General features: G+C 62.3%; 17 protein-coding genes. 13 read left to right on the top strand and 4 right to left on the bottom strand.

The window, feature by feature from the left end:
• From KK131_RS14975 to KK131_RS14920, 12 genes are all read left to right on the top strand, one after another.
• Positions 1-1,950 carry an XrtA/PEP-CTERM system amidotransferase gene (locus tag KK131_RS14975; protein WP_214557528.1) on the top strand — a complete coding sequence of 650 codons (1,950 nt, stop codon included), beginning with the start codon at positions 1-3 and terminating at the stop codon, positions 1,948-1,950.
• Positions 1,947-3,266 (top strand): glycosyltransferase, encoded by a 1,320-nt coding sequence (locus KK131_RS14970; RefSeq protein WP_214557527.1) that lies wholly within the window; start codon positions 1,947-1,949, stop codon positions 3,264-3,266. The genes KK131_RS14975 and KK131_RS14970 overlap by 4 nt, the downstream gene beginning before the upstream one ends.
• The gene (locus KK131_RS14965; RefSeq protein ID WP_214557526.1) at positions 3,263-4,564 is read left to right on the top strand and encodes a TIGR04063 family PEP-CTERM/XrtA system glycosyltransferase; all 1,302 of its coding nucleotides are present in this window, start codon (positions 3,263-3,265) and stop codon (positions 4,562-4,564) included. The genes KK131_RS14970 and KK131_RS14965 overlap by 4 nt, the downstream gene beginning before the upstream one ends.
• Positions 4,554-5,759 carry an FAD-dependent oxidoreductase gene (locus tag KK131_RS14960; RefSeq protein ID WP_214557525.1) on the top strand — a complete coding sequence of 402 codons (1,206 nt, stop codon included), beginning with the start codon at positions 4,554-4,556 and terminating at the stop codon, positions 5,757-5,759. Before KK131_RS14965 ends, KK131_RS14960 begins: the two co-directional genes overlap by 11 nt.
• The gene (locus KK131_RS14955) at positions 5,756-6,871 is read left to right on the top strand and encodes a pectate lyase (RefSeq protein ID WP_214557524.1); all 1,116 of its coding nucleotides are present in this window, start codon (positions 5,756-5,758) and stop codon (positions 6,869-6,871) included. Before KK131_RS14960 ends, KK131_RS14955 begins: the two co-directional genes overlap by 4 nt.
• A gap of 4 nt (positions 6,872-6,875) precedes the next feature.
• On the top strand, positions 6,876-8,192 hold the full coding sequence (locus tag KK131_RS14950; RefSeq protein ID WP_214557523.1) for a putative O-glycosylation ligase, exosortase A system-associated: 1,317 nt from the start codon (positions 6,876-6,878) through the stop codon (positions 8,190-8,192).
• A 4-nt stretch (positions 8,193-8,196) separates the two neighbouring features.
• Complete coding sequence (locus tag KK131_RS14945; RefSeq protein ID WP_214557522.1) at positions 8,197-9,438, top strand: glycosyltransferase; 1,242 nt, start codon at positions 8,197-8,199, stop codon at positions 9,436-9,438.
• The gene (locus KK131_RS14940; protein WP_345777264.1) at positions 9,399-11,033 is read left to right on the top strand and encodes a lipopolysaccharide biosynthesis protein; all 1,635 of its coding nucleotides are present in this window, start codon (positions 9,399-9,401) and stop codon (positions 11,031-11,033) included. The genes KK131_RS14945 and KK131_RS14940 overlap by 40 nt, the downstream gene beginning before the upstream one ends.
• 3 nt (positions 11,034-11,036) lie before the next feature.
• Positions 11,037-12,005 (top strand): phosphotransferase, encoded by a 969-nt coding sequence (locus tag KK131_RS14935; RefSeq protein WP_345777263.1) that lies wholly within the window; start codon positions 11,037-11,039, stop codon positions 12,003-12,005.
• A gap of 303 nt (positions 12,006-12,308) precedes the next feature.
• On the top strand, positions 12,309-13,001 hold the full coding sequence (locus KK131_RS14930) for a class I SAM-dependent methyltransferase (protein WP_214557521.1): 693 nt from the start codon (positions 12,309-12,311) through the stop codon (positions 12,999-13,001).
• A complete protein-coding gene (locus KK131_RS14925; RefSeq protein WP_250887319.1) occupies positions 12,994-13,563 on the top strand; it encodes a hypothetical protein in 570 nt (189 codons plus the stop codon). Before KK131_RS14930 ends, KK131_RS14925 begins: the two co-directional genes overlap by 8 nt.
• Before the next feature lie 355 nt (positions 13,564-13,918).
• Positions 13,919-15,646 carry an asparagine synthase gene (locus KK131_RS14920; protein WP_214557520.1) on the top strand — a complete coding sequence of 576 codons (1,728 nt, stop codon included), beginning with the start codon at positions 13,919-13,921 and terminating at the stop codon, positions 15,644-15,646.
• A 141-nt stretch (positions 15,647-15,787) separates the two neighbouring features.
• On the opposite strand, the gene KK131_RS14915 is transcribed toward KK131_RS14920, so the two are convergent.
• Entirely contained in the window at positions 15,788-17,836 is a 2,049-nt protein-coding gene (locus KK131_RS14915) for an acyltransferase family protein (RefSeq protein ID WP_214557519.1), read from the bottom strand.
• 312 nt (positions 17,837-18,148) lie between these two features.
• Between KK131_RS14915 and KK131_RS14910 the strand changes: the two genes are divergently transcribed.
• Positions 18,149-18,847 (top strand): FkbM family methyltransferase, encoded by a 699-nt coding sequence (locus tag KK131_RS14910; protein WP_214557518.1) that lies wholly within the window; start codon positions 18,149-18,151, stop codon positions 18,845-18,847.
• A gap of 111 nt (positions 18,848-18,958) precedes the next feature.
• Here the strand turns inward: KK131_RS14910 and KK131_RS14905 are convergent, their stop codons facing one another.
• The 3 genes from KK131_RS14905 to KK131_RS14895 form a co-directional block, all read right to left on the bottom strand.
• Positions 18,959-21,247, bottom strand: coding sequence for a hypothetical protein (locus tag KK131_RS14905; RefSeq protein ID WP_250887318.1), 2,289 nt, complete (start codon positions 21,245-21,247; stop codon positions 18,959-18,961).
• A gap of 185 nt (positions 21,248-21,432) precedes the next feature.
• Positions 21,433-24,300, bottom strand: a complete 2,868-nt coding sequence (locus tag KK131_RS14900; RefSeq protein WP_250887317.1) for a hypothetical protein — start codon at positions 24,298-24,300, stop codon at positions 21,433-21,435.
• A 195-nt stretch (positions 24,301-24,495) separates the two neighbouring features.
• Positions 24,496-24,699 carry a hypothetical protein gene (locus KK131_RS14895; protein WP_214557517.1) on the bottom strand — a complete coding sequence of 68 codons (204 nt, stop codon included), beginning with the start codon at positions 24,697-24,699 and terminating at the stop codon, positions 24,496-24,498.
• Between the last annotated feature and the right edge of the window lie 192 nt (positions 24,700-24,891).

Here is a 24,891-nt window from a genome sequence, read left to right as displayed (position 1 = left end):
GTGTGCGGCCTGACCGGAATCGTCTCGTCACGGCATGCCGGTGTGGATGAAAGGGTTCTGCTTGCCATGCGGGATGCGCAGCGGCACCGCGGACCGGATGCGGCCGAGCTGTATCTCGGCCAGGGCGTGGGCCTGGGGCACCGTCGCCTGTCCATCATCGACCTGGACAATGGGCGGCAGCCGATGGTGGATGAAGTGGCCGGTCTGGCGCTGGTCTACAACGGCGAGCTGTACAACTTTCCGTCGCTCAAAGCCGAACTGGAGGCGCAGGGCGTGGTGTTTCGCAGCCGCTGCGACACGGAAGTGCTGCTGCGTGCCTGGCAGCAATGGGGCGAAGCCTGCCTGACGCGCCTGGTTGGCATGTTTGCGTTCGCGGTGTGGGACATGCGTACGCAGCGCATCTACCTGGCCCGCGATCACCTTGGCATCAAGCCGCTGTATTACGGCCTCACCAGTTCCGGCGATCTGGTGTTCGCTTCCGAACTCAAGGGACTGCTGGCGCATCCCGGCGTGGAACGCAGGCTCGATCCGCAGGCGCTGGAAGATTATCTCGCACTCGGCTACGTGCCGGATCCGAAAAGCATCTATCGCGGGATTTTCAAACTGTCGCCCGGTCATTGGTTGAGCTGGCACGCCGGCGAACCAGGACCGGTTCCCCGGCAATACTGGGATGTGCCGTTCAATCTTGCCGCCGGCATGACGGCGGATGAGGCTGCAGCGCAGCTCCACGGCTTGCTGGACCGAGCCGTGGCAGGCCAGATGATTGCGGACGTGCCGCTCGGCGCGTTTCTTTCCGGCGGCGTGGATTCCAGCGCCGTGGTGGCCAGCATGAGCCGGGTGTCGCAGCAACCGGTGCGTACCTGCTCGATCGGTTTCGACCGCGGCGGTTTCGACGAGACCGCCTATGCGCGGCGCGTGGCCGAGCATCTGCATACGCAGCATTTCGAGCGGCGGGTCAATGCCGATGATTACGATCTGCTCGACACGCTGGCGGCGGTTTACGACGAACCGTTTTCCGACAGCTCGGCGCTGCCGACGTACCGCGTGTGCGAGTTGGCGCGCACCCAGGTGACCGTGGCGCTGTCCGGCGACGGCGGTGACGAGAATTTCGCCGGCTACCGGCGCTATCGCCTGCATGCGTGGGAAAGCGGGCTGCGCGCGTGCTTGCCGCTGGCGTTGAGAAAGCCGCTGTTTGGTTTATTGGGCAGCATCTATCCCAAGGCGGACTGGGCGCCGCGCCCGCTGCGCGCCAAGACCACGCTGCAAGCCCTCGCCCGCGACGATGTGGAAGCCTATTTCCACACCGTCAGCACCACCTCGGCGGCGCTGCGCCAGCAGCTGTACAGCGCGACCTTCAAGCGCGAACTGCAGGGTTACAGCGCGCTTGCCGTGTTCCGCGCCCACGCAAAACGCGCGCCCACCGATCATCCGCTGCTGCTGGCCCAGTACCTGGACCTCAAGACCTGGCTTCCCGGCGACATCCTGACCAAGGTGGACCGTGCCAGCATGGCGCACAGCCTGGAGGTCCGCGTACCGCTGCTCGATCACCGTCTGGTCGAGTGGGCGTCCTCGTTGCCGCCCGGGTTGAAGCTGAGAGGAAGTACCGGCAAATACATCCTCAAGAAAACTCTCGAAGCGGATTTGCCGCACGACGTGCTGTACCGGACCAAGATGGGTTTCAACGTGCCCTTGGCGGCATGGCTGCGCGGCCCACTCGCACAGCGCGCGCGGGACGCCTTGCTTACCGGTGCGATTGCTGGATGCGGGTATTTCGAGCCGGCCATGCTCGATCGGCTGGTGCGGCAACATGCGGCTGGCCGGCGCGATCACAGCGCGACGCTGTGGAGCCTGCTGATGCTGGATGCCTTTCTGCGCCGCATGCAGCAGCCCGCTGCCGCGGCCCCCATCGGGCCGGCGCGCAGGGTCGTGGCCGCCGGGGCACAACCATGAAGACAACATCGGTCAACGGCGTTGCCAGTGGTGTCCCGCCGTCAGCTGAAGCAACCTTCGACGCGGCGCGGCGGAGTGCCGGAGCCAGAGCTGAAGCGGGTGGCGAACGCAAGATTCGCCTGCTGGTATTCACCAGTCTGTACCCGAATGCCGTCCAACCGCGCCACGGTGTGTTTGTCGAGGAGCGGTTGCGCCACCTCGTGGATTCCGGCCGGATTACCGCGACCGTGGTAGCGCCGGTGCCATGGTTTCCGTTTCGGCATCAGCGCTTCGGAGCCTACTCGGCATTTGCCAGGGTGCCTGCGCAGGAGCAGCGCCATGGCATCCAGATCAGCCATCCCCGCTATCCGGCCATTCCGAAACTGGGCATGAGCATCGCGCCATGGCTGATGTATCGCGCCCTTCTGCCGGTCCTCCGGAAACTGCAAGCCAACGGGGCCGACTTCGATCTGATCGATGCCCACTACTTTTATCCGGATGGCGTGGCTGCAGCGCGGCTTGGTGCGGCCCTGGGCAAACCGGTGGTGATCACCGCGCGCGGTACCGACGTGACGTACATCCCGTACTATCGTCGACCCAGAGCGCAAATCCAGTGGGCAGCAGAGCGCGCCGCTGCCATCGTGGCCGTATCGCAGGCGCTGAAGGACAAGGTCACCGCCTTGGGCGTGGACCCCGGGAAGATTGCGGTTTTGCGCAATGGCGTTGACCTTGATCGTTTCGAGCCACGGGACCGCACGGTGATCCGTGCCAAATGGGGGCTCACGGGTCCGGTGTGGTTGACCGTGGGCCATCTGGTCGCACTCAAGGGTGTGCACATTGCCATCGCGGCGCTGGCGCGTGTACCGGATGCGACGCTGTTGATCGTCGGCGAGGGGCCGGAACAGCGCAAGCTGCGCGGCCTGGTGGAACAGCTTGGTCTCCATGCGCGCGTGCGGTTGCTTGGCGCCATCCCCCACGCGGAGCTGTGCGACTACTACAACGCGGCGGACGTGCTGGTGCAGGCATCGAGCCGTGAAGGCATGCCCAACGCCGTGCTGGAATCCCTGGCTTGTGGTACGCCGGTGGTGGCCGCGCCGTTTGCCGGGGTCAGCGAATTGCTGGATGCGCCTGAAGCGGGGGAGGTCGCCGCACAGCGGAGTGCCGAAGCCATTGCCGCGGCCTGGCTGCGGTTGCGGGATCGGGCACCGACGCGTGCCGCCACCCGCGGCGTTGCGGAGCGGCTGGGGTGGCAGCCGGTCGTGGAAGCGCAGCACGCACTCTATGCGCGGGTACTGTCGGCCGCTGCAGGCGGCGCGACACCCGGAGCGGAGCCATGAACGACGTCTTGAGCGTTGCGCAGCGTCAGGCTCGGCCGGGGACGTCGGCTGACCGGCCGTTGCGCATCTTGCACGTGCTCGACCACTCGCTGCCCTTGCACAGCGGTTATACCTTCCGCACGCTCGCCATCCTCGGGGCGCAGCGTGCGTTGGGGTGGGAAACGATGCAACTGACCGGTCCCAAGCAGGGCAGCGACCGGCAGCGCGAGGAACATATCGGCGACTGGATGTTTTACCGCACCCCGCCGGCGTCCGGCTTCCTGGCGAGGTTGCCGCTGTTCCAGTATCGCTACCTGATGCGCGCATTGCAGGCCCGGCTTGCCGAAGTGGTGGACAGCGTGCATCCCGACATTCTTCATGCGCACTCTCCGGTGCTGGACGCGTTCCCCGCGCTCGCGGTGGGCCGGGCCGTCGGCATCCCGGTGGTGTACGAAGTCCGTGCGTTCTGGGAAGACGCTGCCGTCGACCTCGGTACGGCGCGAGAGGGTGGGGCGCGATATCGGCTGACGCGCGCGCTGGAAACCCGGGCCCTGCAGCGGGCAGACGCCGTGACCACGATCTGCGACGGCTTGCGCGGCGACATGCTGAAGCGCGGCATTCCCGCAGACAAGATCACCGTCATTCCCAACGCCGTGGATATCTCCCAGTTTCGATTCATGGCCAGCGCCGACGCGGAGTTGCTGGAGAAATATGGACTCACGCGCGGGAACACGCTGGGGTTCGCCGGTTCGTTCTACGCCTACGAGGGGCTGGATGTGTTGCTCCGGGCCATGCCGCTGGTGCTGCGCGCGGTGCCGCAGGCACGCCTGCTGTTGCTGGGCGGTGGACCGCAGGACGCCGATCTGCGGGCGCTGGTCACCCGCCTCGGCCTCGAGCGCGTGGTGCATTTCGTCGGTCGCGTGCCGCACAGCGAAGTCACCCGGTACTACAGCGCCATGGACGTCATGGTCTATCCGCGTATCTCGCGACGGTTGACGGAATTGGTGACGCCGTTGAAGCCGCTCGAGGCGATGGCCATGGGCAAGCTGGTGGCCGCTTCGGATGTCGGCGGCCACCGCGAGCTGATTCGCGACGGCCACAATGGCCATCTCTTTCCCGCGGGATCGGCCGAGGCCGTCGCGCAGTGTTTGATCGAGCTGCTGAAGGCCCCCGCGAGCTGGGACAAGGTGATAGCCAATGGGCGGGAGTTCGTCGAACGCGAACGCACCTGGTCGGCGAGCGTGGCACGCTACCGCGCCGTCTATGCCGACGTACTCGACCGCCACCGGCGCAGCGCGGGAGGGGCGCATGACCGTTGATACGCCTGCGCTGGTACTGGGCGCCGGAGCCAATGGCCTGGGCGTGGCGCGCAGCCTGGCGCACGCGCAGGTCCCGGTCTGGTTGCTGGATTCCGATGTGCAGCGCCCGGAAATGTACACCCGGGCGGCGAAGCCCTTGAAGATACGCGCGGCGCACGGCGAAACGCTGGTCGAGGACCTTGTGCGCCTGGGTACGACGCAGTTTTCCGGTGTGCGCCCGGTGCTGCTCCTGACCCGGGAAGAAAGCGTCAAGACCGTTTCACATCATCGCGACCGGCTGGCCGCCCTTTATCGATTCAGCCTGCCGCCCAGAGGCGTCGTGGATACCTTGTTGCACAAACAAGGGTTCCAGCGCCATGCCGAACAACTCGGCAGCCCCATTCCGCCGCTGGTGCACGTTCGCACGCTCGCGGATTTGTCCGCGCTCGAAGACCTGCACTATCCGGTGGTGATCAAACCCGGCGAACGGGATGACGATTATGGGCGGCGGTTCAAGAAGGCGTACCGCGTGGAGGGCGCCGCGGAAGGTGTCGAGTTGGTTCGCCGCATCCTGCCGGTGATGGCGGACGTGGTGGTGCAGGAGTGGATCGAGGGCCCGGACTCCAATATTTATTTTTGTCTGCAATACCTCGACCGGCAGAAGCGGGTTGTCGGGTCATTCACCGGCCGCAAAATCCGATCGTGGCCGCCACAGGTTGGCGGTACGGCCAGTTGCACCGCGGCTCCGGAAGTCCATGCGGACCTTTCCGCCATGACCACCCGATTTTTCCAGGCCGCGGGCGTGATTGGCATGGCCAGCATGGAGTACAAGCGCGACGCGCGCAGCGGCGAGTTCCGCATGGTGGAGCCGACGGTCGGGCGTACCGATTACCAGGAGGAAGTGGCGACCTTGAACGGCGTCAATCTGCCGTATGCCGCCTGGTGTTCCGAGCTTGATCTGCCGTTCCCGGCGGCCGTCGCAACAAAACGGCCAGTCGTGTGGCGGGTGCGGTCCGAGGACGTGCAGTCCGCGGCCGCCCAGGGCCAGCGGCTCACGCAGGGCCATCCGCGCGGTGGTCGTGTGGCCGATGCCTTGTGCCGGTGGCGTGATCCGATGCCGTGTCTGGTGCGGAGCCTGCAATACGCCTGGCGCGCGCTGCACCGTCGAACCTTGAAGCTGATGCCGGGATCGCCTGCGGCCAGGAGCAAGTCATGAGCGCGGTCACCAACTTCCTGTCCGGACGCTGGGCACGTCCAGCCGTGGATGCGCGCCATGGACTGCAGGCCGCCGCCGAATGGCTGGCGCGCGCCCAGGACGCCACCGGCTGCGGCGGCGTCAGCGCCTATTACGATGCGGCGAAACGGCGGTGGGCTGGCGCCTATCCGGAAACCACCGGGTACATCATTCCGACCTTCTTGCGCTATGCGGAGTTTTCCGGTCGAAGCGCATACCGGGAACGCGCCATCCGCATGGCCGAGTGGGAATCGGCCATCCAGCTCCCTGAAGGGGGCGTGCGTGCCGGTACCTTGGATACGACACAGGTGGTGCCGACCATCTTCAACACCGGACAAGTGTTGTTTGGCTGGCTGTCCGCCTGGCAACAGACGCGGGATGCGCGGTTTCGTGACTCGGCGCTGCGCGCGGCGGATTGGCTGGTGGCCGCCCAGGACCCGGATGGCGCGTGGCAGCGTTTTGCCTCGCCGTTTGCCGCCCACGCCGTGAATACCTACAACACACGCGTGGCGTTCGCGCTGGCCAAGGCCAGTCGCGCGTTGCAGGAGCCGCGTTATCTGGATGCGGCCGTGCGCAATGTGCAGTGGGCACTTACCCGGATGCATCCCAACGGATGGCTGGAGAACAACGATCTGGAAGACAACGATCGCCCGCTTACGCATACCATCGCGTATGCGACCCGCGGTATTCTGGAAGTCGGCTTGATCGCTGCCAACAGCGCCTTTGTGGATGCTGCGGCGCGCGTGGCGCGATCCGTCGCGCAAGCCCAGCGCCGCGATGGCGCCTTGCCCGGCCGGTTGGATTCTGCCTGGCGGGCGGCGAGCCGCTGGACCTGCGTGACCGGCAACGCGCAAATGGCGATCATCTGGCAGCGTCTGGCGGCGGAAACCGGCGAGCATGCTTGGAAACCGCCGGTGGAACGCGCCAATCGCTTCAACCTGTCCATCCAGGATGTGACTGCGACCGACGGGGCGGTGCGCGGTGGAGTGCCGGGCTCGTATCCGCGGTCGGGCGGCTACATGAAAAACCGTTACCCAAACTGGGCCGCCAAGTTCTTCATGGACGCGCTCATGCTGCAATTGGAAGCAGGCTGACGCCATGCGCGATATCGCCCTTGCGCTGCTTATCTTCGGGATGCTTCCCTTCATCCTGAAGCGGCCGTACTGGGGCCTGCTGGCGTGGTCCTGGCTCGGCTACATGAACCCCAACCGGCTGTGCTTCGGTTTCGCCGTCAGTTTTCCCTGGGTGCAGCTGATTGCCATCGTCACGCTGGTCGGTTTGGCGTTCAGCAAGGAAAGCAAAAAGATTCCCAAGTCCGCGATCAGCGTTTTTCTGTTCCTGTTTCTGGTGTGGACCGGAATCACCACTTTCTATGCGGCAGTACCGGATTCGGCCTGGAGCAAGTGGCAGGAGTTTGCCAAGGTTCTGGCAATGGTATTTGTCACCTTGATGATGGCAGGCAACCGGGAGCGTATTCACTGGCTTATATGGGTCATTGTCGTTTCACTGGGATTTTATGGCCTCAAGGGCGGCCTGTTCACGGTTACGCATGGCGGCAGCAGCAATGTGCTCGGGCCTCCCAACAGTTTCATCGCCGACAATAATGCCTTGGCACTTGCGCTATGCATGACGCTTCCGCTCATGCGCTATCTGCAGCTGCATTCGTCTCTGCGAGTCGTTCGCATCGGGATGGGCATCGCCATGTTGTTTACCGGCATAGCGGTATTGGGCACGTATTCGCGGGGTGGCCTGATAGGTCTGGCCATCGTCGCCGGCGCCTTGTTCTTGAAGAGCCGCCGTCGTCTTGCCGTAGTCCTGGTTGCGGTTGCGGTGGGTTTAGTCGCCTATCACTTCATGCCGCCCGAGTGGGCGGCGCGCATGGACACACTGCATCAGGCCAAGGAGACTTCTTCAGGCGAGTCACGGATTCAATCTTGGAAATTCGCCGCGAACGTCGCCATTCACCATCCGTTGGTGGGCGGAGGGTTCGATGATTATCTAAGTGCGCCCTTGTGGGATGCTTTTGCGCCTGACGGCGCCGAGCAACGTGCCATACACAGCATCTATTTTCGCGTATTGGGCGAGCAGGGTTTCCCCGGGCTGGTTCTTTTCCTCGCGCTGATGTTCGCTGGCTGGCGAAGTTGCAGCCGCGTTCGGAAGAATGCGCGGGACCTGCCGGATCAAAAATGGGCGTACGATCTTGCATCCATGTTGCAGGTGGCCTTGATAGCGTTCATGGCGGCCGGGGCCTTCCTGCCGATGGCTTATTTCGACCTGAGCTACCAGTTGATGGCCGTGTGCGCACTGCTGGGGCTGCATGTGCAGGAGGGCGGGGCACAGCGGGCGGGCGAACGGGGCCACGGTCTCGATGTGGCCGTGCGATCGCCGCCGGCGCACAGTGCGCTTGCGGAGTGAGGACGTGAACAGGAAAGTCTTGATGATAGCTTTCCATTTTCCGCCCGCTGCGATGGGTAGCGGACACCTGCGCACGCTCGGTTTCGCGCGCCACCTTCCAGAGTTTGGCTGGGATCCCGTTGTGTTGTCGGCACGGGCGCTGGCCTATCCGCGTACCGCACCGATCGCTCCTGATGCCATTCCGCAAGGGTGCGTGACACACCGCGCGCTGGCGTTCGACGCCAGGCGTCATTTCGGCATCAAAGGGAAATACCCCGGTTTTCTGGCGCAGCCTGATCGCTGGGTTTCCTGGTGGCCGGCGGCAGTCGTGCAGGGCCTGCGCCTGATCCGTCGTTATCAGGTGTGTGCGATCTGGTCGACTTATCCCATCATGTCCGCGCATTGCATCGCCCGGACCTTGAGCGGTATCACCAAGTTGCCGTGGATCGCGGATTTCAGGGATCCGGTAGGCAGTTCGGTCGAAGCGGAAAACCGTTTTTCGGTTGCTTCGCAGCGCCGCTGGGAGCGCAGGGTGCTGCACAGCGCTGCGCAGGCCGTATTTACTACCCCAAGCGCGCTGCAGGATTATGCCGAGCGTTATCCCGGGGCCGGTCGCAGCAGGCGTTTGTCAGTCATCGGCAATGGCTATGACGAGGCGGCGTTCGTTGATCTTCCGAGTGCACCGCCACCACAGAATGGGCGGCCGTTGATGCTGGTGCACAGTGGCTTGCTGTATCCCGAAGGCCGTGATCCCGTGCCCTTTTTCAACGCACTCGCCAGGCTCAAGGCTTCCGGGTTCGTGGGATCGGCGCAGCTCCGGGTGGTATTGCGCGCGAGTGGCTGGGAGGCGCGCTATCAGCAGGAAATCGACCGTCTCGGAATTGCCGACCTCGTGACCCTGGGGGCGCCCGTCGGCAATCGTGAAGCGCTGGTCGAGCAGGCAGCCGCGGACGGATTGCTGCTGTTCCAGGGCAGCAAATTCGATCGGCAGATACCCGCCAAGGTATACGAGTACCTGCGCATCGGGCGGCCGATTTTCGCGCTGGTCGGGCCTGAGGGAGACACGGCATCTGTGTTGCGGGATACCGGCGGCGCGGTGGTTGCGCCACCGGAGAGCACCGATACGATCGAGGCCCGCCTGGTCGAGTTTGTAAATGCGTTGCATGACGGTCGTGCTCCCGTCGCCGGATCGGCTGTCGTGTCGGGGTACTCACGGAAAGAAGGGGCGTGTTCGCTGGCCCGTTTGCTGGAGAAAGCGCATGGCTGATACACCAGTTCGAAGGGGTGGCCAGTGGTTCCCGGCCCCGCGAAAAACAGCGTGGTGGTAACCCGGGGAGAAGTTTCCAGCAGGTGTTGCGACAAACGAGGACACGCGCGATGGGGGCGAGTAACGACAAGAAACCGAAGAACAGCACGCGGCGCGCACTGACACTGTCGTTCGTCCAGCGGATCGTGACGCTCGTTTTCAGCTTTGGCTCGACGATAGCCATCAGCCGGCTGCTTACGCCACTCGAAATCGGTGTGTTTTCGGTGGCTGCCGGGTTGCTCGCGCTGGTCAACATGCTGCGGGACTTCGGGGTAAGCGAGTTCCTGGTTCAAGAGCCCCACCTGGACAAAACGCTGGTTCATACCGTGTTTACGATGAACCTCATTATTGCGTGGTGTCTGGGCGGTATGCTGCTTGGCGGCAGCAGCGTCATTGCAAACTTTTATGCGGACCCGGGCGTCGGCCAGGTGCTCAGGGTCATGAGCATCATGTTTTTCCTGTTGCCATTCGGCACCACGACCCAGGCGCTGTTGTCGCGCGAGCTGGAGTTCGGAAAACTCGCCAAGATCCATACGGTGGGGTCGATCACACGATGTTGTACCAAGGTTGCCTTGGCCTATGCCGGTTTCAGCTACATGAGTCTGGCGTGGGGTGCCGTGGCCGGCATGATTTTCACGATTGCCGGCTTTACATTATGGGGCTGGCGTTATCGTGCAAGGGGCATAAGTTTCGTCCACTGGCGACGCGTGCTGCATTTCGGTTCCAGACGAACCGTCTCTGACGTGGCATCCCAATTGGGGGATCAATCCGCCAGCCTCGTGATCGGCAAGATGCTTGGAATGACAAGCGCTGGACTGTTTTCGCGTGGCTACGGCGTGGTCAACATGTATCGGGAGAATGTCGTTGGTGCCATCGAGTCGGTCGCTTTTCCAGCTTTCGCAAGGGAGCACCGGGAGCATGCAAAGGCTCCCGAGTTGCTTCTCAAGGCGTTGGTCTACACGACTGGTATCGGTTGGCCCTTCTTTTCGTGCGGGGTCATCCTCGCATACCCGGTTATCCGCATCCTGTTTGGCGATCAGTGGGATGCAGCAGTCCCGCTCATGCGTTGGCTGTGCGCCGCTGCTTTGATCGGAACATTGATGTACCAATGCAACCGTTTCCTGGTGGCAGTTGGTCGAGTTGGAACCGCCACGCGCGTGGAGGTCGCGTATCAGTGCGCCCGGGTCGGCATCACGATCGTTGCGGCTTTTTACAGTCTCGAAGCGGTTGCGGCGTCGCAAATTCTGGTCTATGTCTTCGCGACGGTGGTCTACTACCGACAGTTGCGTATCTATGGCGCGCTGGCGATCGGCAACTGTGCGAGGGCCCTCGCTCCCAGCGCCGTGGTCACGCTTGCCACTTGCGTCGTTCCTGTTGTGGTCGTCTTCTGGCCCGGTCTCGTGGTGCAGCACATGGTTGCCTCATTCGTGTTGGCCTTCGTGGGGGGAAGCGCTGGCTGGATAGCGGCTATCGTGGCCACCCGGCATCCCTTGCACGGCGAACTCCGGGGCGTACTGTCCCGCCTGCGCGCCCGTTATTGTCCATTGCGGGCATAGACCGTGCGCACGACAGACATCACGCAGGCGCTGAGTGATCAGTTCCATTGCGCATACTGTCATTCTGCGAGTGATTGGTTGCAGATCGCACGGCCTGCTCTGCGGCAAAACTCCGTCGTTCATCGTTTGCAGTGCGCTCGGTGTGGCGATCAAATTGTGGCCAAGGTGAGCCTAGGGGACGAGCTGGGTGGCGGAGATGGCGACGCCAGGGCGCACTCGCGCCGCGAGTACGAGACTTTGCGCGCGCTGCAGCTTTTGTTCCCGGCGAACCAACGCTACGCGACACTGGAGCCACTGGGCTATCTTGAGTCCGTTGGGTTCGGTACGGTGATCACGCGCCTATTCCACGGCAAGGATCTCGTCCACCACATGCGGGAACTGGACGCGAACGGCGTTGCAGAAGCCTGTCGCGAAGCAGGTAATTGGCTGCGTACGTTGCATGAAAGCGGTGCCCGCGAGGTCCGGCGAAAAGGGCTCGACACGACGGACAAGCTCGGCTATCTGACAAGCAGTTACGGTCCCGTCCTGCGTGGAAACTCAAAAATATGGGCCGCGTACCAGTGCCTTGCGCAAGAGGGCGCGCGGATCGGCACACCTGTCTTCCGCGCTGTCCGGCTGCATGGTGATTTCAAACCTGAGAACATGCTTTGCGACGGGAGACGATATGTAGGGCTGGATGTGCAGTGGCGGACTACGGGCCCAGCCGTATATGACCTGGCGCCTTTCCTGAACCATCTCTGGCTTGCCAGGCACCGCCTTGGTTCGCCTGCGAATCGCCATTACCAGCAAGCCGAAGAGGGGTTCCTTGCGGGATACGGGCAGTTGGATGACATCCGCGTCCTGCGCTGGGTGCAGTTGTATTTCGCGCTGTGCCAACTGGGTGGCTATCGTAAGCGGGGCCGCCTGGCTGCGGGCTACGCACGCTGGAAGGTGTGGCCACTGGTGCGAAAACTCACCGGGCAACTTGCGTGAGCGGCATGACCCGCGAACATGGCGCGCAGCCACGCCCGGGATACGCTGTCGGGAAAGTCTGTGACCATGTTGCACCGGGCCAGACGATCATGAGCCAGTGTGGAACACCACCCGGGTATGCTGTGGGACGCCCCGCGACCGCACGATTACGTGCTCTTCAGGATGAATACGCCGAATGCCGCAAGGAGTGCTGGAAATCCGCTGAAAAACCGGAAGTATCATGCAATGCGGCTGTGGCTTGCCTGGACGGTAACCCGTCGATCACTTGTCCCGATGTTCCCCTGCGTGGATCGAGAATGAATCATGAGCAAGGATATTGGTGCTTCGTCGCAACCTTTTGACCACAACACCGACTGGAAATCCAAAACCGTCGCCGAGCATTATGACGAGCGAAGGTTTAGCAGCCTTGGTGGCCGCCTCTACGACAGGATGGAGAAACGTGCTGTCGCCTCGTGCCTGGACGCCGCGCAGAGAATCTCGCCCATCAATACGCTGCTGGATCTGGCTTGCGGTACCGGGCGGATGTCCGAGTTTCTCGCGTCCCGCGGCTACCGGCTTACTTGTGGAGACATTTCTGAAGAGATGCTTGGCGTCGCAAAAAGGAGATTGGCGTCAGCTGGATTCGCCCAGGTGGCGTTCTTGCAGCTGGATATCTACCAGACGGGCCAGGGGACTGGAGCTTTTGATTGCGTCAGCGCGTTCAGGCTGTTTCAGCATCTCACCAGTGAGCAGCGGGCCGAGGCCCTGCACGAGATGGCGCGGGTTTCACGACGATTCGTGCTCGTGAACGTGATGTACACGTCAGCTTATTACGGGGCGGTGAGAAAATTGCGGCTGGCGCTCGGGCGATATACGACGCGGTACACGTCCACCCAGTCTGAAGTTGACCAAGAGCTCCGCTATGCCGGATTGAAAATTGTCCGGTCCGTGTTCAGCCAGCCGGGATTCAACGGCAACCGCGTGCTGCTGATGGAAAAGAGCGAGGGAAATGGTTGACGGCGTTTTATATGAGATGCCCGATTCAGCGCTCGTGCTGAGAGCAATCGAGGTCTTGCGGTCACGCTTATGCAAGCGCGGGGTTGCCATTTACGTGTCGGGCATTGATGGAAGTGGGAAGACCACCCTCGCGCGAACCCTGGTTGAAGTACTGGAAGCTTCGGGTATCCGAGCACGCCATCTGCACGTATACCAGTGGTATTTGAGTGTCGCGCTGACGCCGGTTTTGCTGTTACACAACCGCTATGCCGGTCGCAAGGTGTTGGTATTCGATCGTGGCATTTACGATAATATCTCCGTTCTGGCGGTGAGACGTCATTGTCCAGAGTGGTTGTCGCGATCAGTACTGGGCGTGGTGCACGCGCTTTATCCGAAGTTTGACTATTGCTTTTACCTTGTCGCTACGCTTCCGGAGATAATCTTGCGTCGCCCGGACACCTGCGAAATTCGATTTGTGGCACTGGGCAAGGTCTATGACCGGGTTGCGCTGCGTTTGCGAAGCATGAGACTTCAATCGAATACGCGTTTGCTCGGCGCAGCGCTAAGTGGCATTGCCGAGTGAGTGGTCGACGGGCTCGTCGCGCGCTGCTGTTGCAAGAGATGATCCGGTTTTGCCGTTGACGGCCAGATCGCTCGTTGCCGCCAAAACGGGGTGTGTACGACTTGGCTGCAGCACTGCGTGTGGAGGAGGCGGCACGGTCATGTTCGGGTACTTCCCGACGCTTCGGAGTCATGCCCAGTCATGTTTTAGTGGGGTGACCGGCGGTGAACTGCGTGTGCAAATGCACACAGCGGAGTCTGAAGGGGCAATTGCATGATTGATCTGGTGATGAGGAGCGGCAACCGCGACTTGTTGTCGATGACACCATGGGCCTGAATGCACTTCCATTCGGCCGCGGGACGGATGCGCTGCCCCCGTGCTGAACGCGCTGTCGGTCTTCCTTGCCAACGGTGACGCCTCCGGCGAGGCACGTGCCGTGCGCTCGTTGGAGCGTCAGGGTTTTTCCCAGGCCGTGCGAATCGAGTGGGAGGGTGGCAGCGTTGCCGGGTGGGGCTGCCCCAGCCAGAGGCAGGTCGAGGATTGCATCGTTCAAACTTCGTTGGGGACAGCCTGCTGCGTCGGCCCGCTGTGGTTCCGGGGCCATTTTGGCCGACGGGCATTGGCAATACTTCTCGACGAAGTCCGCATGACCGGGCGCCTGGAAGAAAGCGCCTTGCGCGGCAATTTCGCGCTGTTTCTCAAGACAGGTGAGCACACTTGGCTGCTGAATGATGCGTTGGGGTTCGTGCGCATTCACGCCAGTGCAGATGGCTGTTTTTTCAGTACCAGTTGGCTCGCTGCCTGTGCCTACCTGCAGCAGGTCGAAGTCGACGCTGCTTCGGCGGTTGAATACGTGCTGTTGGGGGCGGCGCATTCCCGTCATTCGGTGGCGCGTGGGGTCGATATGATTCCCCTTGGTCAGACTCATGACTTGAAGCGTCGATCCACGTGGCAGCGTTTCCCGGACGGGTTCGGTTCGCGCGCGCCCGGGTTCGCCTCGTCGGATGAGGCTGTAGAAACCATCACCGAACATCTGCGTACGGTTTCGGCCGAGGTGGCTTCGGCCTTCCCGGCCCGGGTCAACGCCGCCCTGTCGGGCGGGTTCGATTCGCGGCTGATCGTCGCGGGGTTGCTTGCGACCGGCGTGGAGCCACGGCTGTTTGTGTATGGCGATGCCGATTCCGCCGATGTCGCGATAGCCAAGACGGTGGCTGGTGCGGCCAGCCTTGCACTGGATGCAATCGACAAACGGGTGTTGAACCGCAGTTTGCCGGTGCCGGACATTGGATCGTTGGAGCAGAGCGCGTTGTTCTTCGACGGATTGCCCAACGACGGCATCTATGATCCGGGCGCCGACCGCCGCACCCGGCTGCAGCAGACTGGTGACGGGTGCATTGCGCTGAATGGCGGCGGTGGCGAGATCTTTCGCAACTTCTTCCACCTGCCCGATCGTGCATTTGCAGCTCATGACATCGTGAGAACCTTCTACCGCGGATTCAGCCGCGACTTGTTTCGCGAACCTGGCGGCCTGGAGGACTACGAAACACGTCTTGCCGCGTCGATAAGGAACATCGCAGGCATGTCCGCGATAGGCGACGAGCGCCTCACGCGCACGCAGGTCGAGCTCCTCTACCCCTTGTTCCGCTGCCATTACTGGATGGGCGTCAACAACAGTATCGCGGTGCGCCACGGGTACTATGCGACGCCACTGGTGGATCTGGAGTCCGTACGCATGGCTCTTCGGGTGCCGTTACATTGGAAAAATGCGGGTGCCTTGCAAAGCCGCCTGATCGCCGCACTGCACCCGGCTATCGCTGCGCAGCCGTCGGCCTATGGTTTTCGCTTCGATGTTGGGCCGGGTTGGAAGGCACGACTGGCCGAATGGGCGACCTGCGCGCGTCCAGTGGTGCTGCGCCCGCTGATTAATGCCGCACGCCGGAGCCTGCAGAATGTACGGGTCGCCCCCGCGGTGTGGCAACGGTACCGCGCGCTTCTGCCGGGCGAGTGGTGCATGGACTCGCTGCTCGACCTCACGCAATTGGCGGACGAGCGAGCCTTAGGGCGCGCCCTGTCCATCGAAGTAGCGTGGCGCAGGCTGTTTTAGCTGGCTGTAAGTGGCTATTTGCCGATGTCGCGGGCCTGTGCGGGCGCCAGCAGGCTGCATCCCGGTTCGTGTTCCGGCCACGACGGATTTGCGAGGCCTCACATGCGGTCCACTTCGCAAGTCCCGATCTGGCTTTCTCCGTCATGGCTCGTGCCCCAGCACGGCATTCATGTGTGCGGCAAACACCGGATAGACCTGCAGAGCTCCTGCTTTGCTCAGGTGGCCCGAGTCATAGTAGAGAAACTCATGTTGTGTCGCCCACGGACATATGTCTGCGTGGCATAGCGCGTCGCCGACTTCCAGTACCGACGCCAGCGGGTACTGCGAGGCGACCGATTCGAGTATCGAATTGGCGCTCGCCTGCTGCTGTTCATAGCCAGGTCGCGTCACCGCGATGGCGTTCAATTGCTCGTCAGACGGATCTTTGGAAAATCGGATGCTCGCCTTGGGGACCGACGTGCGTTGATGCGGGTTGTCCTCCATGAGCACGACGGGAATTCCCAGTTTCTGATAAAAGCCCAGCGTCTCGCTCAGCGCGGCGTGCAGCGCTTGCCCGCCCGTGATGGAGTGTTGGACGTGAATCTTTCCCGCCGCGATATAGCTCGTCCAGGTTTCGATCAACACGATTGCTTTCGGCCGCATTTCGCTGGCGAACTGGGTGACCTTCTCGCTCAATTCGCGACAGGCATCCGGATAATCCGTGCGCACGATGACGCCTGTCAGTGGCAGGCAACTCCCTATAGATGAAAAAACAATGCGCGCATGGGTGGCCTTGCCGTACTTGTCCAGGGTCGGGATCATGGCTCTGGCGTGGCTGTCGCCGTAAGCCAACACCACCGTTTTGGAGTGTATGTCGCCAATCTCGCAGTACCATCGGTCCGGCAGGTACGTGTCACGGCCCTGTTTCTGAAGAAACGTCATGTTGGCCTGGGGGTTGAAGCACTCCCGGGAGTTGGCAAGGGTGCCCAGTTGCATGGATTCGACATACTGTTCGGCCTTGGCGGAAACGAAGCTTGCTGGCCGATCTGGCATGCCGGACGCCGCGTAAACGGCCAGGCCCGCCAGGCCCAATGTCGCAACGGCAATGGTGAGGCTGAGCCCTGTAAATCCTCGCCGACTCCGGCGGATCGGGTTCTCGAAATAGCGGTAGCTCAGCCACGCCAGCAGGATCGACACCACTACCAGCGCGAGTCGCGACGCGTGCCGAAACGTTGGATTGTTGTCGCCGAACACGATGACCGCCAACGAGAGCAGTGCCCAATGCCACAGGTACAGTGGATAACTGATCAGCCCCACCCATACCGCCGGACGCCAACTCAGCAGGCGCCCGTTCAAGAACGTGTTCGGCCCCGCATTGACGATCAGCGCGGTCCCGAGCACGGGGAGTAGTGCCCAGAAGCCCGGGAACGCGCTAATGGGTTGGATGAGCGCAAGCCCTGCGGCGATGAGGGCAATTCCTCCCCAGGATTGCGCTGAGCTCCATCTGGACAGCCATGGCAGGCCGTGCCGGTGCCCTACCGCGAGCCACGCTCCCACCATGAGTTCCCAGGTGCGGGAGACGGGAGAATAGAAGGCATGGGTGATGTGGCCGCTGAGGACAAGGGAAATATTCAATACAAAGGTCGTTGCCGCGATCAGGCCTATGGACCTCAGCAGCGGCCAATGCCGGCGGGTGATTACCCATAAAAGCAATGGCCACGCAATGTAGAACTGCTCCTCTACGGACAAACTCCACAGGTGCAACAGAGTCTTGTCGATCGATGCGTGATCGAAATAGCCGGCTTCATTCCATAAGACAAAGTTCTCCACATAACCGGCGCCTGCCGCAACGTACTTCCCAAGGCGCTCGTATTCCGGGGAAAACAGCACCAGCCAGCCAATGGCCAGGCAGGCAATCAACACAAGAATGAGCGAGGGAAAGATTCGGCGTATGCGGCGTTGGTAGAAGTCCGACAGCAGGCCACGAAAGGTCGGGAACTCGCTTTCCTCGATCGCCTTGACCAGGATTCCTGTAATCAGGTAGCCACTGATGACGAAAAAGATGTCGACGCCGATGAAACCACCAGGAAAGTTCGCTGGCGAATAGTGGTAGGCAACTACCGCCAATACCGCCAGCGCACGTATGCCGTCGATATCCGGGCGGTAGGACCCCTTGGGGCGCGCTCGGTTGAAGATGTCTTGGATGACCATCGACAGACCTTTGCGGAGAGAGTGTCGGATTGTAGTTGGTGCATTCAATCAGAAATGTCGCGCGTGGGCAGCGCTACACAACATCGCGGGTGAGAGCTGGGTTGTGCGAAGCGGATCCGATCGTGGACCCGGCACCACGGCGCACCAGGCAATTCGGCATTCCACCGTCGGGCTTCCAGGTTCTGGTAGAGTCGCGCTGGCGCATCATCGTGTCAGCGCATCAGGCATGGCGCACAAGCGCCAGACGTGCCGAGCAAGAGAATCGTGCCAGACGTCAAAGGTGGACCGATGGGCATCAGACGGATATCACGCATGCTCATGGAGCGCATCATCGCGCGCTTCGGCTATGAACTGAAGATTGTTGGCTCTCCCCCATCTGGATACTCCAGCTTTCTCCGTCGCATGGTGGAAGCCGGGGTGCGGCCGCAAACCGTGTTTGACATAGGCGTGGGAAACGGTACGCCCTGGCTTTATGCGGCGTTTCCACGAGCCCATTTCGTGTTGATCGAGCCGCAAACGCAGTTCGAGTCAGCGTTGCGCGAGATCTGTGGGCGCATTGACGCCGAATATCATTTGGTAGGGGTCGGCAGCAAGGAGCAACGCCTGCCGATTTATCGCTTGTTGAGCAGTCCTACCGGTTCGTCGTTCTTGCCGCCGAACGCAGACACTGAACAACGGTGGGGAGCGTCGGAAAAGTCTGGCGAGTTACAGGTCGTCCCACTGGATAACTATCGTGAGCGGCCGGGTCCGTTTTTCGTGAAAATCGATACGGAGGGCTTCGAACTCGAGGTGTTGCGTGGTGCCGTAAAGGTACTGGAACAAACCGATGTCGTTCTCATGGAGGTCGCGATCGCGAAACGGCAGGAAGGGGAGCCGGATTTGATCGAGATCGGGGCGTTCATGAAAGACAATGGTTTTCGCTTGATTGATTTTCCCGTACTTACCCAGCAGGCAAGAGGCGGTCCACTTCTTTATGTAGATGTCGCGTTTGCGCGGGCCAGGCAACTGTGATCCAGGCCTGCGGTTGACGCCGCGCGCCCACCACCGCGCCAGGACGGACTGTGTATCAAGTCTGATCCGGGCCAGGCAAGCGGACGCATGGCAGGGAAGGGCATCGTCGGGTCAGGGCGGCGTGGAGCGCGGGAGGATCGCGAAGTTGGGATAGTTGTTGTAGCCGTACCGTGGCGGTTTTGGCCGCACGCTGCGCGACTCGAAAATCTTCCACGCCTCATGCGCGTTGGGCAGGCCACTGTCGGCCGCTGCCGCCAAGCCAACTTGCAGGTTGGCCGGAAATCCCGTTGGCGAATGCGCATAGCCCGACATCTGCCCCACCTTCCATGGCTGCTTTTCCTGTTTCGCCATCGCCGCCACCATGGCCGGCGAGTTGCACTCCAGCCCCACAAGGTTCGGAAACGTCGCTGCGTACACTGCCTTGTAGTCCGGTAACCAGTTTCCGTGGGCGTCTTTCACCACAAATGTGTAACCGGACGCCTCCAGCCAACAGAACCCGTGCGTCGGATCCGATTGCCAGCCGGTCATGATTTCGATGTTCATCCTGGATAACCAGTCCCGCAGTTCCGCAGCCCCTGCAAACCCCAGTTCTGCCGCGTGTCCCGCTGACCAGGTGAAAAAGTCGTGCATCCACGGCGCCATGCCTTTTTCGCCCGTGGGCTTGCCAGCGGCATCCTTCACGGGATAGGTGGCGCCACTTTCCATCATCTGCAGTGGGTTGGTGCCGACCTTGTGGGTGTACTTGGCATTCCAGTCTTCCAGCGAGTTCTTGACGCTCGCGTTGAACTCGGCTTTCAGCGGGTGGTGATCGGGCAACAGCCACGCCGCGTCAGCGATTTCGCGCAGTACCCAGGCCTTGCCGCGTACCTGGCTGTAGCTTGCGTCAATCAGGCCCTTTCCGTAGTCGCGATAGACAGGATTCGGCGCAAGTTGGTTGCGCGAGGCAGCGAAGGCCAGCTCGGACATGTAATAGTACGAACCGGTCACCATGTACGGGACGTATGCTTGCGAGGGCTGGTGCGCGTTGTCCCATAGCGTGGGGCTCCCGGTTCCGTACCAGCCCGCCTTGCATCCCTTGATCACGCCATTGTTCACGCAATTAGGCAGTAGATCACGCCGGTAGGCAGCAATCCTCGCCTGGTCGGCGGCAGGCCCGGTCATTGCCTGGTGCGCAATGCCGTTCGCGGAGGCCCAGGCCGCCGTGGTGATATTGGGATGGTCCCGAATACTGACCGGCCAGCCGGTCGCCGCATCCCGGTAATGAATGTCATATGCACCCAGCGCATCGGTGTTGGCCAGCATCCAGTTGTAGGCCCGCACATCCGGGTCGATGATGTATACGCTGGTCCAGCGCGGCAGCGGACCAATCGCTGCTTGTGCCCCGGCCATGTGCATCTTCTGGGTTTGATCGCAGTGATCCAGGGGCGCGCAGGTCTGGCGCAAGCTGGCCAGAAATGTCTCGTCCGGCGTCAACGGCATGTAGCGCGACACCGCCTTGCTCGCCTGGATGTACCCGGTGTTCTGCTGCAAATAGACTTGTGGCTGGGCCTGGTTCCACCACAGCACACGGTGCCAGCGCGTGTAGGCGTACTGCGTCAGTGCGGGGCTCGTGTAGCTCGCACTTCCCGACGTCAGGGTCGCCGTGTATTGCGGCTGTGCCTGTGGCGAAAACGCATCGGAGTTCTCGACAATGATGTCGGTGCGCACCCGCCCGATACTGCCTGGCATCGTTCCCGCATACGCGCGGACTGCAAAGTAGATCCGCAGACTGGGGTTGGTGGCGCCATCGGAAGCCGTCACCGGACCGTTCACCACCCACTCGCTCGCCAGCGGACCCGACAACCACACATTGCAGTGGCGATTCCACGGCTTGCATTGCTTCGCTGTGTCAGCCGCCTGCAACGCCGCACGCGCGCTGGCCGTGTAGACCTTGCCGCTGATGTGGATCGATGCCGTGGCGTCATAACCGGTCGCCAGCAACTGCGCCGCGGTGACCGGCGCTGCCGATGCGGCCGTCCCGGTCGAAAGCACCAGTGGCAGCTTCGCCCCGGCCGCCAGTGCAGGCACGTTCAACGTCAGTACTGCATGGCGCAAGCTGCCATCCGGGTTGGTCGCCTTCGGGTCCACCTGCAGCCTGACTGGCTGGCCGCCCAGGGTGGCCGTCAGTGACGCTCCGCTTGGCACGTCGCCGCCCTTGAAGACCTGGCCAAAGGTGACGGGAACGTCGGTCTGCCGCTGCTTGGCCAGGCTGTGGACGTTGTCGGTGACGACGATACCCGCGCGCGCTGCCGCTGTTCCGAACACCAGTATCCCGACCACGCATAGCGTGCTCGCGGCGAAGTGGCAAAGCGCATGCAGGACGTCGTCCGAGCTGGACCGGCTGCGAAGATCCGTTGCCATCGTGCCAACCTCCGTACCGTCCAATCGTCCGGATGCAGGCGCAGTGGCGTGCGGGGTTCATATCGGAGCCTGGACGCACCGTGGGTGCCGGACACACGCGGGTCGCGTCAGATGCTACACCGAGTGTGCCAAGCTGGGGATGGTCCCGGCTTGGCTATGGGCACCACCTGCTTCGCGACGGGCGGCTACTTCACCGCGGCCCGGTAAATCATCCCTGTGGGCTTCGCCCGGCAACCCGAATTCACCTGCCGCCCGTCCGTACTGCCTCCATCCCGGCACGGTGGCAACACAACTTTCGCCACGGCGGGAACGGCGCGCTGAACCGTGCCATCCGAGGCGATCGTGGTGTGCGGGGCGAGTTCTGGCGCCACGCCACCCGTTGCCCATGATGGGTACGCCCGCACGGGGGGCTTGCTGGTGGCTGGTGTCGGCGAACCCGGGCCCCTGGCCGGCGGGCTGAACCAATCGGCTGGCAGAAGTCGCGCGCAAAACAGGGCAACCCGGCTGCAGACCTCATTCACGGCACGCTCCACGAATCCAGGCTTGTCCGCGTTGGCCACCATCGTTGCGCCACCGCCGAACAGGCCGAACACGGGACCGACGGGCCTTGGTCGGGTGCCCGCGGACTGTGACGGCGGGACCGGCGGTTCGGTTTTTGGTGGCGCCGCGGTCGGTGCCGGCGGCAGCGTTGGCGGTCGCGTACTTGGTGGCGGCGTCGTCACTGGTGGCGGCGTCGTGACCGGTGGCGGCATGGTTGGCGGCGCTGTGCTTGTACCGGTTTGGACGGACCGGGGGATGACGGCGAAATTGGGGTAGTTGTTGTAGGCGGTCGTGCCGTTGGGTTTCACGCTGCGCGATTCAAACAGACTCCACGCCTCGTGAGCGTTGGCCACGGCACTATCGGCGGCGGCAGCCAACCCAATCTGCAGGTTGGCCGGATAGCCCGTATAGGAATACGCATAGCCATGCATCTTGCCCGCTTGCCACGGTTGGCCTTCCAGGGTTCCCATCGCGGCTACCATCGCCGGCGAATTGCAGGCCAGCCCAACCAGACTCGGAAACGTCGCCGCATATATGGCGCTGTACGACGGCAGGTAGGTCCGCCCGGTGGGCTCGGTAACTACCAGCGTGTAGGCCGAGGCTTCCAGCCAGCAATATCCTTGCGTGGAATTGGATTGCCAGTCGGTCATCAAGCCAATCTCGAATTTGGCCAGCCAATCACGCAGTTCCGCAGCACCCGCAAAGCCCAGCTCCGCGGCGTGCCCCGCCGACCATGTGAAGAAGTTGTGCATCCATGGCGCCATCGCGTTCCTGGTACCGCCGTTCATGCTGTAACTGTGCCCGCTATCCACCAGGCCCAGCGGGTTGGCGCTTGGATTGTTGGTGTACTTCTGATTCCAGTCCGCCAGCGAGTTATTGACACTCGCATTGAACTCGGCTTTCAGCGGGTGGTGATCGGGCAACAGCCACGCTGCGTCAGCGATTTCGCGCAGTACCCAGGCCTTGCCGCGTACCTGGCTGTAGCTTGCGTCAATCAGGCCCTTTCCGTAGTCGCGATAGACAGGATTCGGCGAAAGCTGGTTGCGCGAGGCGGCGAAGGCCAGCTCGGACATGTAATAGTACGAACCCGTCACCATGTACGGGACGTATGCTTGCGAGGGCTGGTGCGCGTTGTCCCACAACGTTGGGCTTCCCGTCCCGTAATACCCCGTGGCGCACCCCGTCGCCACCGCGTTGTTCACGCAGTTCGGCAGCAGATCGCGCCGGTAGGCAGCAATCTTCGCCTGGTTGGCCGCGGACCCCGTCATCGGCTGCTGCGCAACGCCTTGCGCGTAGGCCCAGGCTGCGGTCGTGATGTAAGGGTGCTTCTGGATGCTGACCGGCCAGCCGGTCGCCGCATCCCGGTAATGAATGTCATATGCGCCCAGCGCATCGGTGTTGGCCAGCATCCAGTTGTAGGCCCGCACATCCGGGTCGACGATGTATACGCTGGTCCAGCGCGGCAGCGGACCAATTGCTGCTTGTGCCCCGGCCATGTGCATCTTCTGGGTTTGATCGCAGTGATCCAGGGGCGCGCAGGTCTGGCGCAAGCTGGCCAGAAATGTCTCGTCCGGCGTCAACGGCATGTAGCGCGACACCGCCTTGCTCGCCTGGATGTACCCGGTGTTCTGCTGCAAATAGACTTGTGGCTGGGCCTGGTTCCACCACAGCACCCGGTGCCAGCGCGTGTAGGCGTACTGCGTAAGTACGGGGCTGGAGTAAACCTCGTTCCCGGAAGTCAGGGTCGCGGTGTATTGCGGTTGCGCCTGTGGCGTGTAGGCCGAGGTGTTTTCCACGATGACGTCGGTTTGCACCTGGCGTACGGTGCCATGCGAGCCGTCTGCGTAGACTCGCACCGCGAAGTAGATTCTCAGGTTCGGGTTGGTCGTGCCATCCGCCGCCGTCACGGGGCCGTTGACGATCCACTCGCTGGTCTGGGGGCCGGAAAGCCACTGGTTGCATTGGGTGCCCCACGGCTTGCACGCATTCGTGTTGTTGGCCGTCTGCAGCAATGCGCGGGCATTTGCGCTGTATTTGCGGCCGCCGATGTTGAGCGATACGTTGGCGTCGTAGCTTGTCGCAAGCAATTGCGACAAGCCGATGGGCTGGTCCAGCCCGGCCACCGTAGGCAAGGGCCCTGTGGAAAGCGTCAACGGTAACGTTGCATTACCCGGCAACGTTGGAACCATCGCTGTCAGCACCGCGTGGCGCAAGCTGCCGTCGGGATGGGTCGCCTTGCTATCCACCTGCAAGGCGACCGGCTGGCCATTGAGGGTGGCGGTAACCGTCTCGCCCTGGGGTATGTCGCCAGCCTTGAAGATCTGGCCGAAGGTGACGGGAACATTGGTCTGCGCTTGCGCGACCGTGCTGATCACGTTGTCCGTCACCACTGTTCCCGCTCGCGCCGTTGCCGCACCGAGCATCAACACGCAGCCTGCGCACCCACACAACATCTTTGCAGCGGCTTGACCAAGCCAGTTTCCTTGGTCGAACCGTCCGGCTTGCTCGCTCATACGCATTAGTTCGTGATCCTGCCGTCTTGTGATGCCGCGCCAGAATGTCCCGGGCTGGTCGCCTGAGTCAGGCTGCCTCGACAGATGCAGCCTTTTGCTGACGATGTAGTTGCTTTCGCGATGTTGCCGATCGAGCCCGGACGCCGCTGGTGGTTGGACCAGCCATGTATGCCTGCATGGCGGTTTTTTTGGATTTCACAGCTTCTCCATGGCCTGCCACGCCTGGCGCATAATTCGCGCTACGCCTTGAGGGCCACGCAACCTACCCGCCAGAGCCGCTTCCCGTTCGCGAAACGCGTCAAAGTGGAAATGCGGTTTTACCGTTGACCAGTTAGCGGGCCGCTTCTGAATCATCAGTGAAAATGGAGTGAAGAAACCCAGGAGCGTGAACCAGTTCACGCAACGTGCCGTTGCATCTGAGTTTTTTGTCCGGCTTTTGCGCCAGAACGAGGTGGGCCGGGAGTTTGGAAACCTGCGCCAATCTCACACCCAGCTGTCGCTCCGTCTCACCGGATCGTGATGGTCCCGCAATGTCACTTTGCCGAAGCGAAGCGATGGCTTCCTTCCACCGGATTTACATGTAGTTTACGG

This window comes from Rhodanobacter sp. LX-99, from assembly GCF_018599185.1.
In the GTDB taxonomy this organism is placed as follows: domain Bacteria; phylum Pseudomonadota; class Gammaproteobacteria; order Xanthomonadales; family Rhodanobacteraceae; genus Rhodanobacter.
Note: the sequence above shows the minus strand (reverse complement) of the source record. Positions and strands in the feature narration are given on the sequence as shown.

What these genes read in the sequence shown, in the direction of transcription:
- KK131_RS14900 (WP_250887317.1), bottom strand. Translation starts at nt 24,300, where the DNA reads ATGAGCGAGCAAGCCGGACGGTTCGACCAAGGAAACTGGCTTGGTCAA.
- KK131_RS14915 (WP_214557519.1), bottom strand. Translation starts at nt 17,836, where the DNA reads ATGGTCATCCAAGACATCTTCAACCGAGCGCGCCCCAAGGGGTCCTAC.
- KK131_RS14955 (WP_214557524.1), top strand. Translation starts at nt 5,756, where the DNA reads ATGAGCGCGGTCACCAACTTCCTGTCCGGACGCTGGGCACGTCCAGCC.
- KK131_RS14950 (WP_214557523.1), top strand. Translation starts at nt 6,876, where the DNA reads ATGCGCGATATCGCCCTTGCGCTGCTTATCTTCGGGATGCTTCCCTTC.
- KK131_RS14930 (WP_214557521.1), top strand. Translation starts at nt 12,309, where the DNA reads ATGAGCAAGGATATTGGTGCTTCGTCGCAACCTTTTGACCACAACACC.
- KK131_RS14910 (WP_214557518.1), top strand. Translation starts at nt 18,149, where the DNA reads ATGCTCATGGAGCGCATCATCGCGCGCTTCGGCTATGAACTGAAGATT.
- KK131_RS14970 (WP_214557527.1), top strand. Translation starts at nt 1,947, where the DNA reads ATGAAGACAACATCGGTCAACGGCGTTGCCAGTGGTGTCCCGCCGTCA.
- KK131_RS14965 (WP_214557526.1), top strand. Translation starts at nt 3,263, where the DNA reads ATGAACGACGTCTTGAGCGTTGCGCAGCGTCAGGCTCGGCCGGGGACG.
- KK131_RS14925 (WP_250887319.1), top strand. Translation starts at nt 12,994, where the DNA reads ATGGTTGACGGCGTTTTATATGAGATGCCCGATTCAGCGCTCGTGCTG.
- KK131_RS14905 (WP_250887318.1), bottom strand. Translation starts at nt 21,247, where the DNA reads ATGGCAACGGATCTTCGCAGCCGGTCCAGCTCGGACGACGTCCTGCAT.
- KK131_RS14960 (WP_214557525.1), top strand. Translation starts at nt 4,554, where the DNA reads ATGACCGTTGATACGCCTGCGCTGGTACTGGGCGCCGGAGCCAATGGC.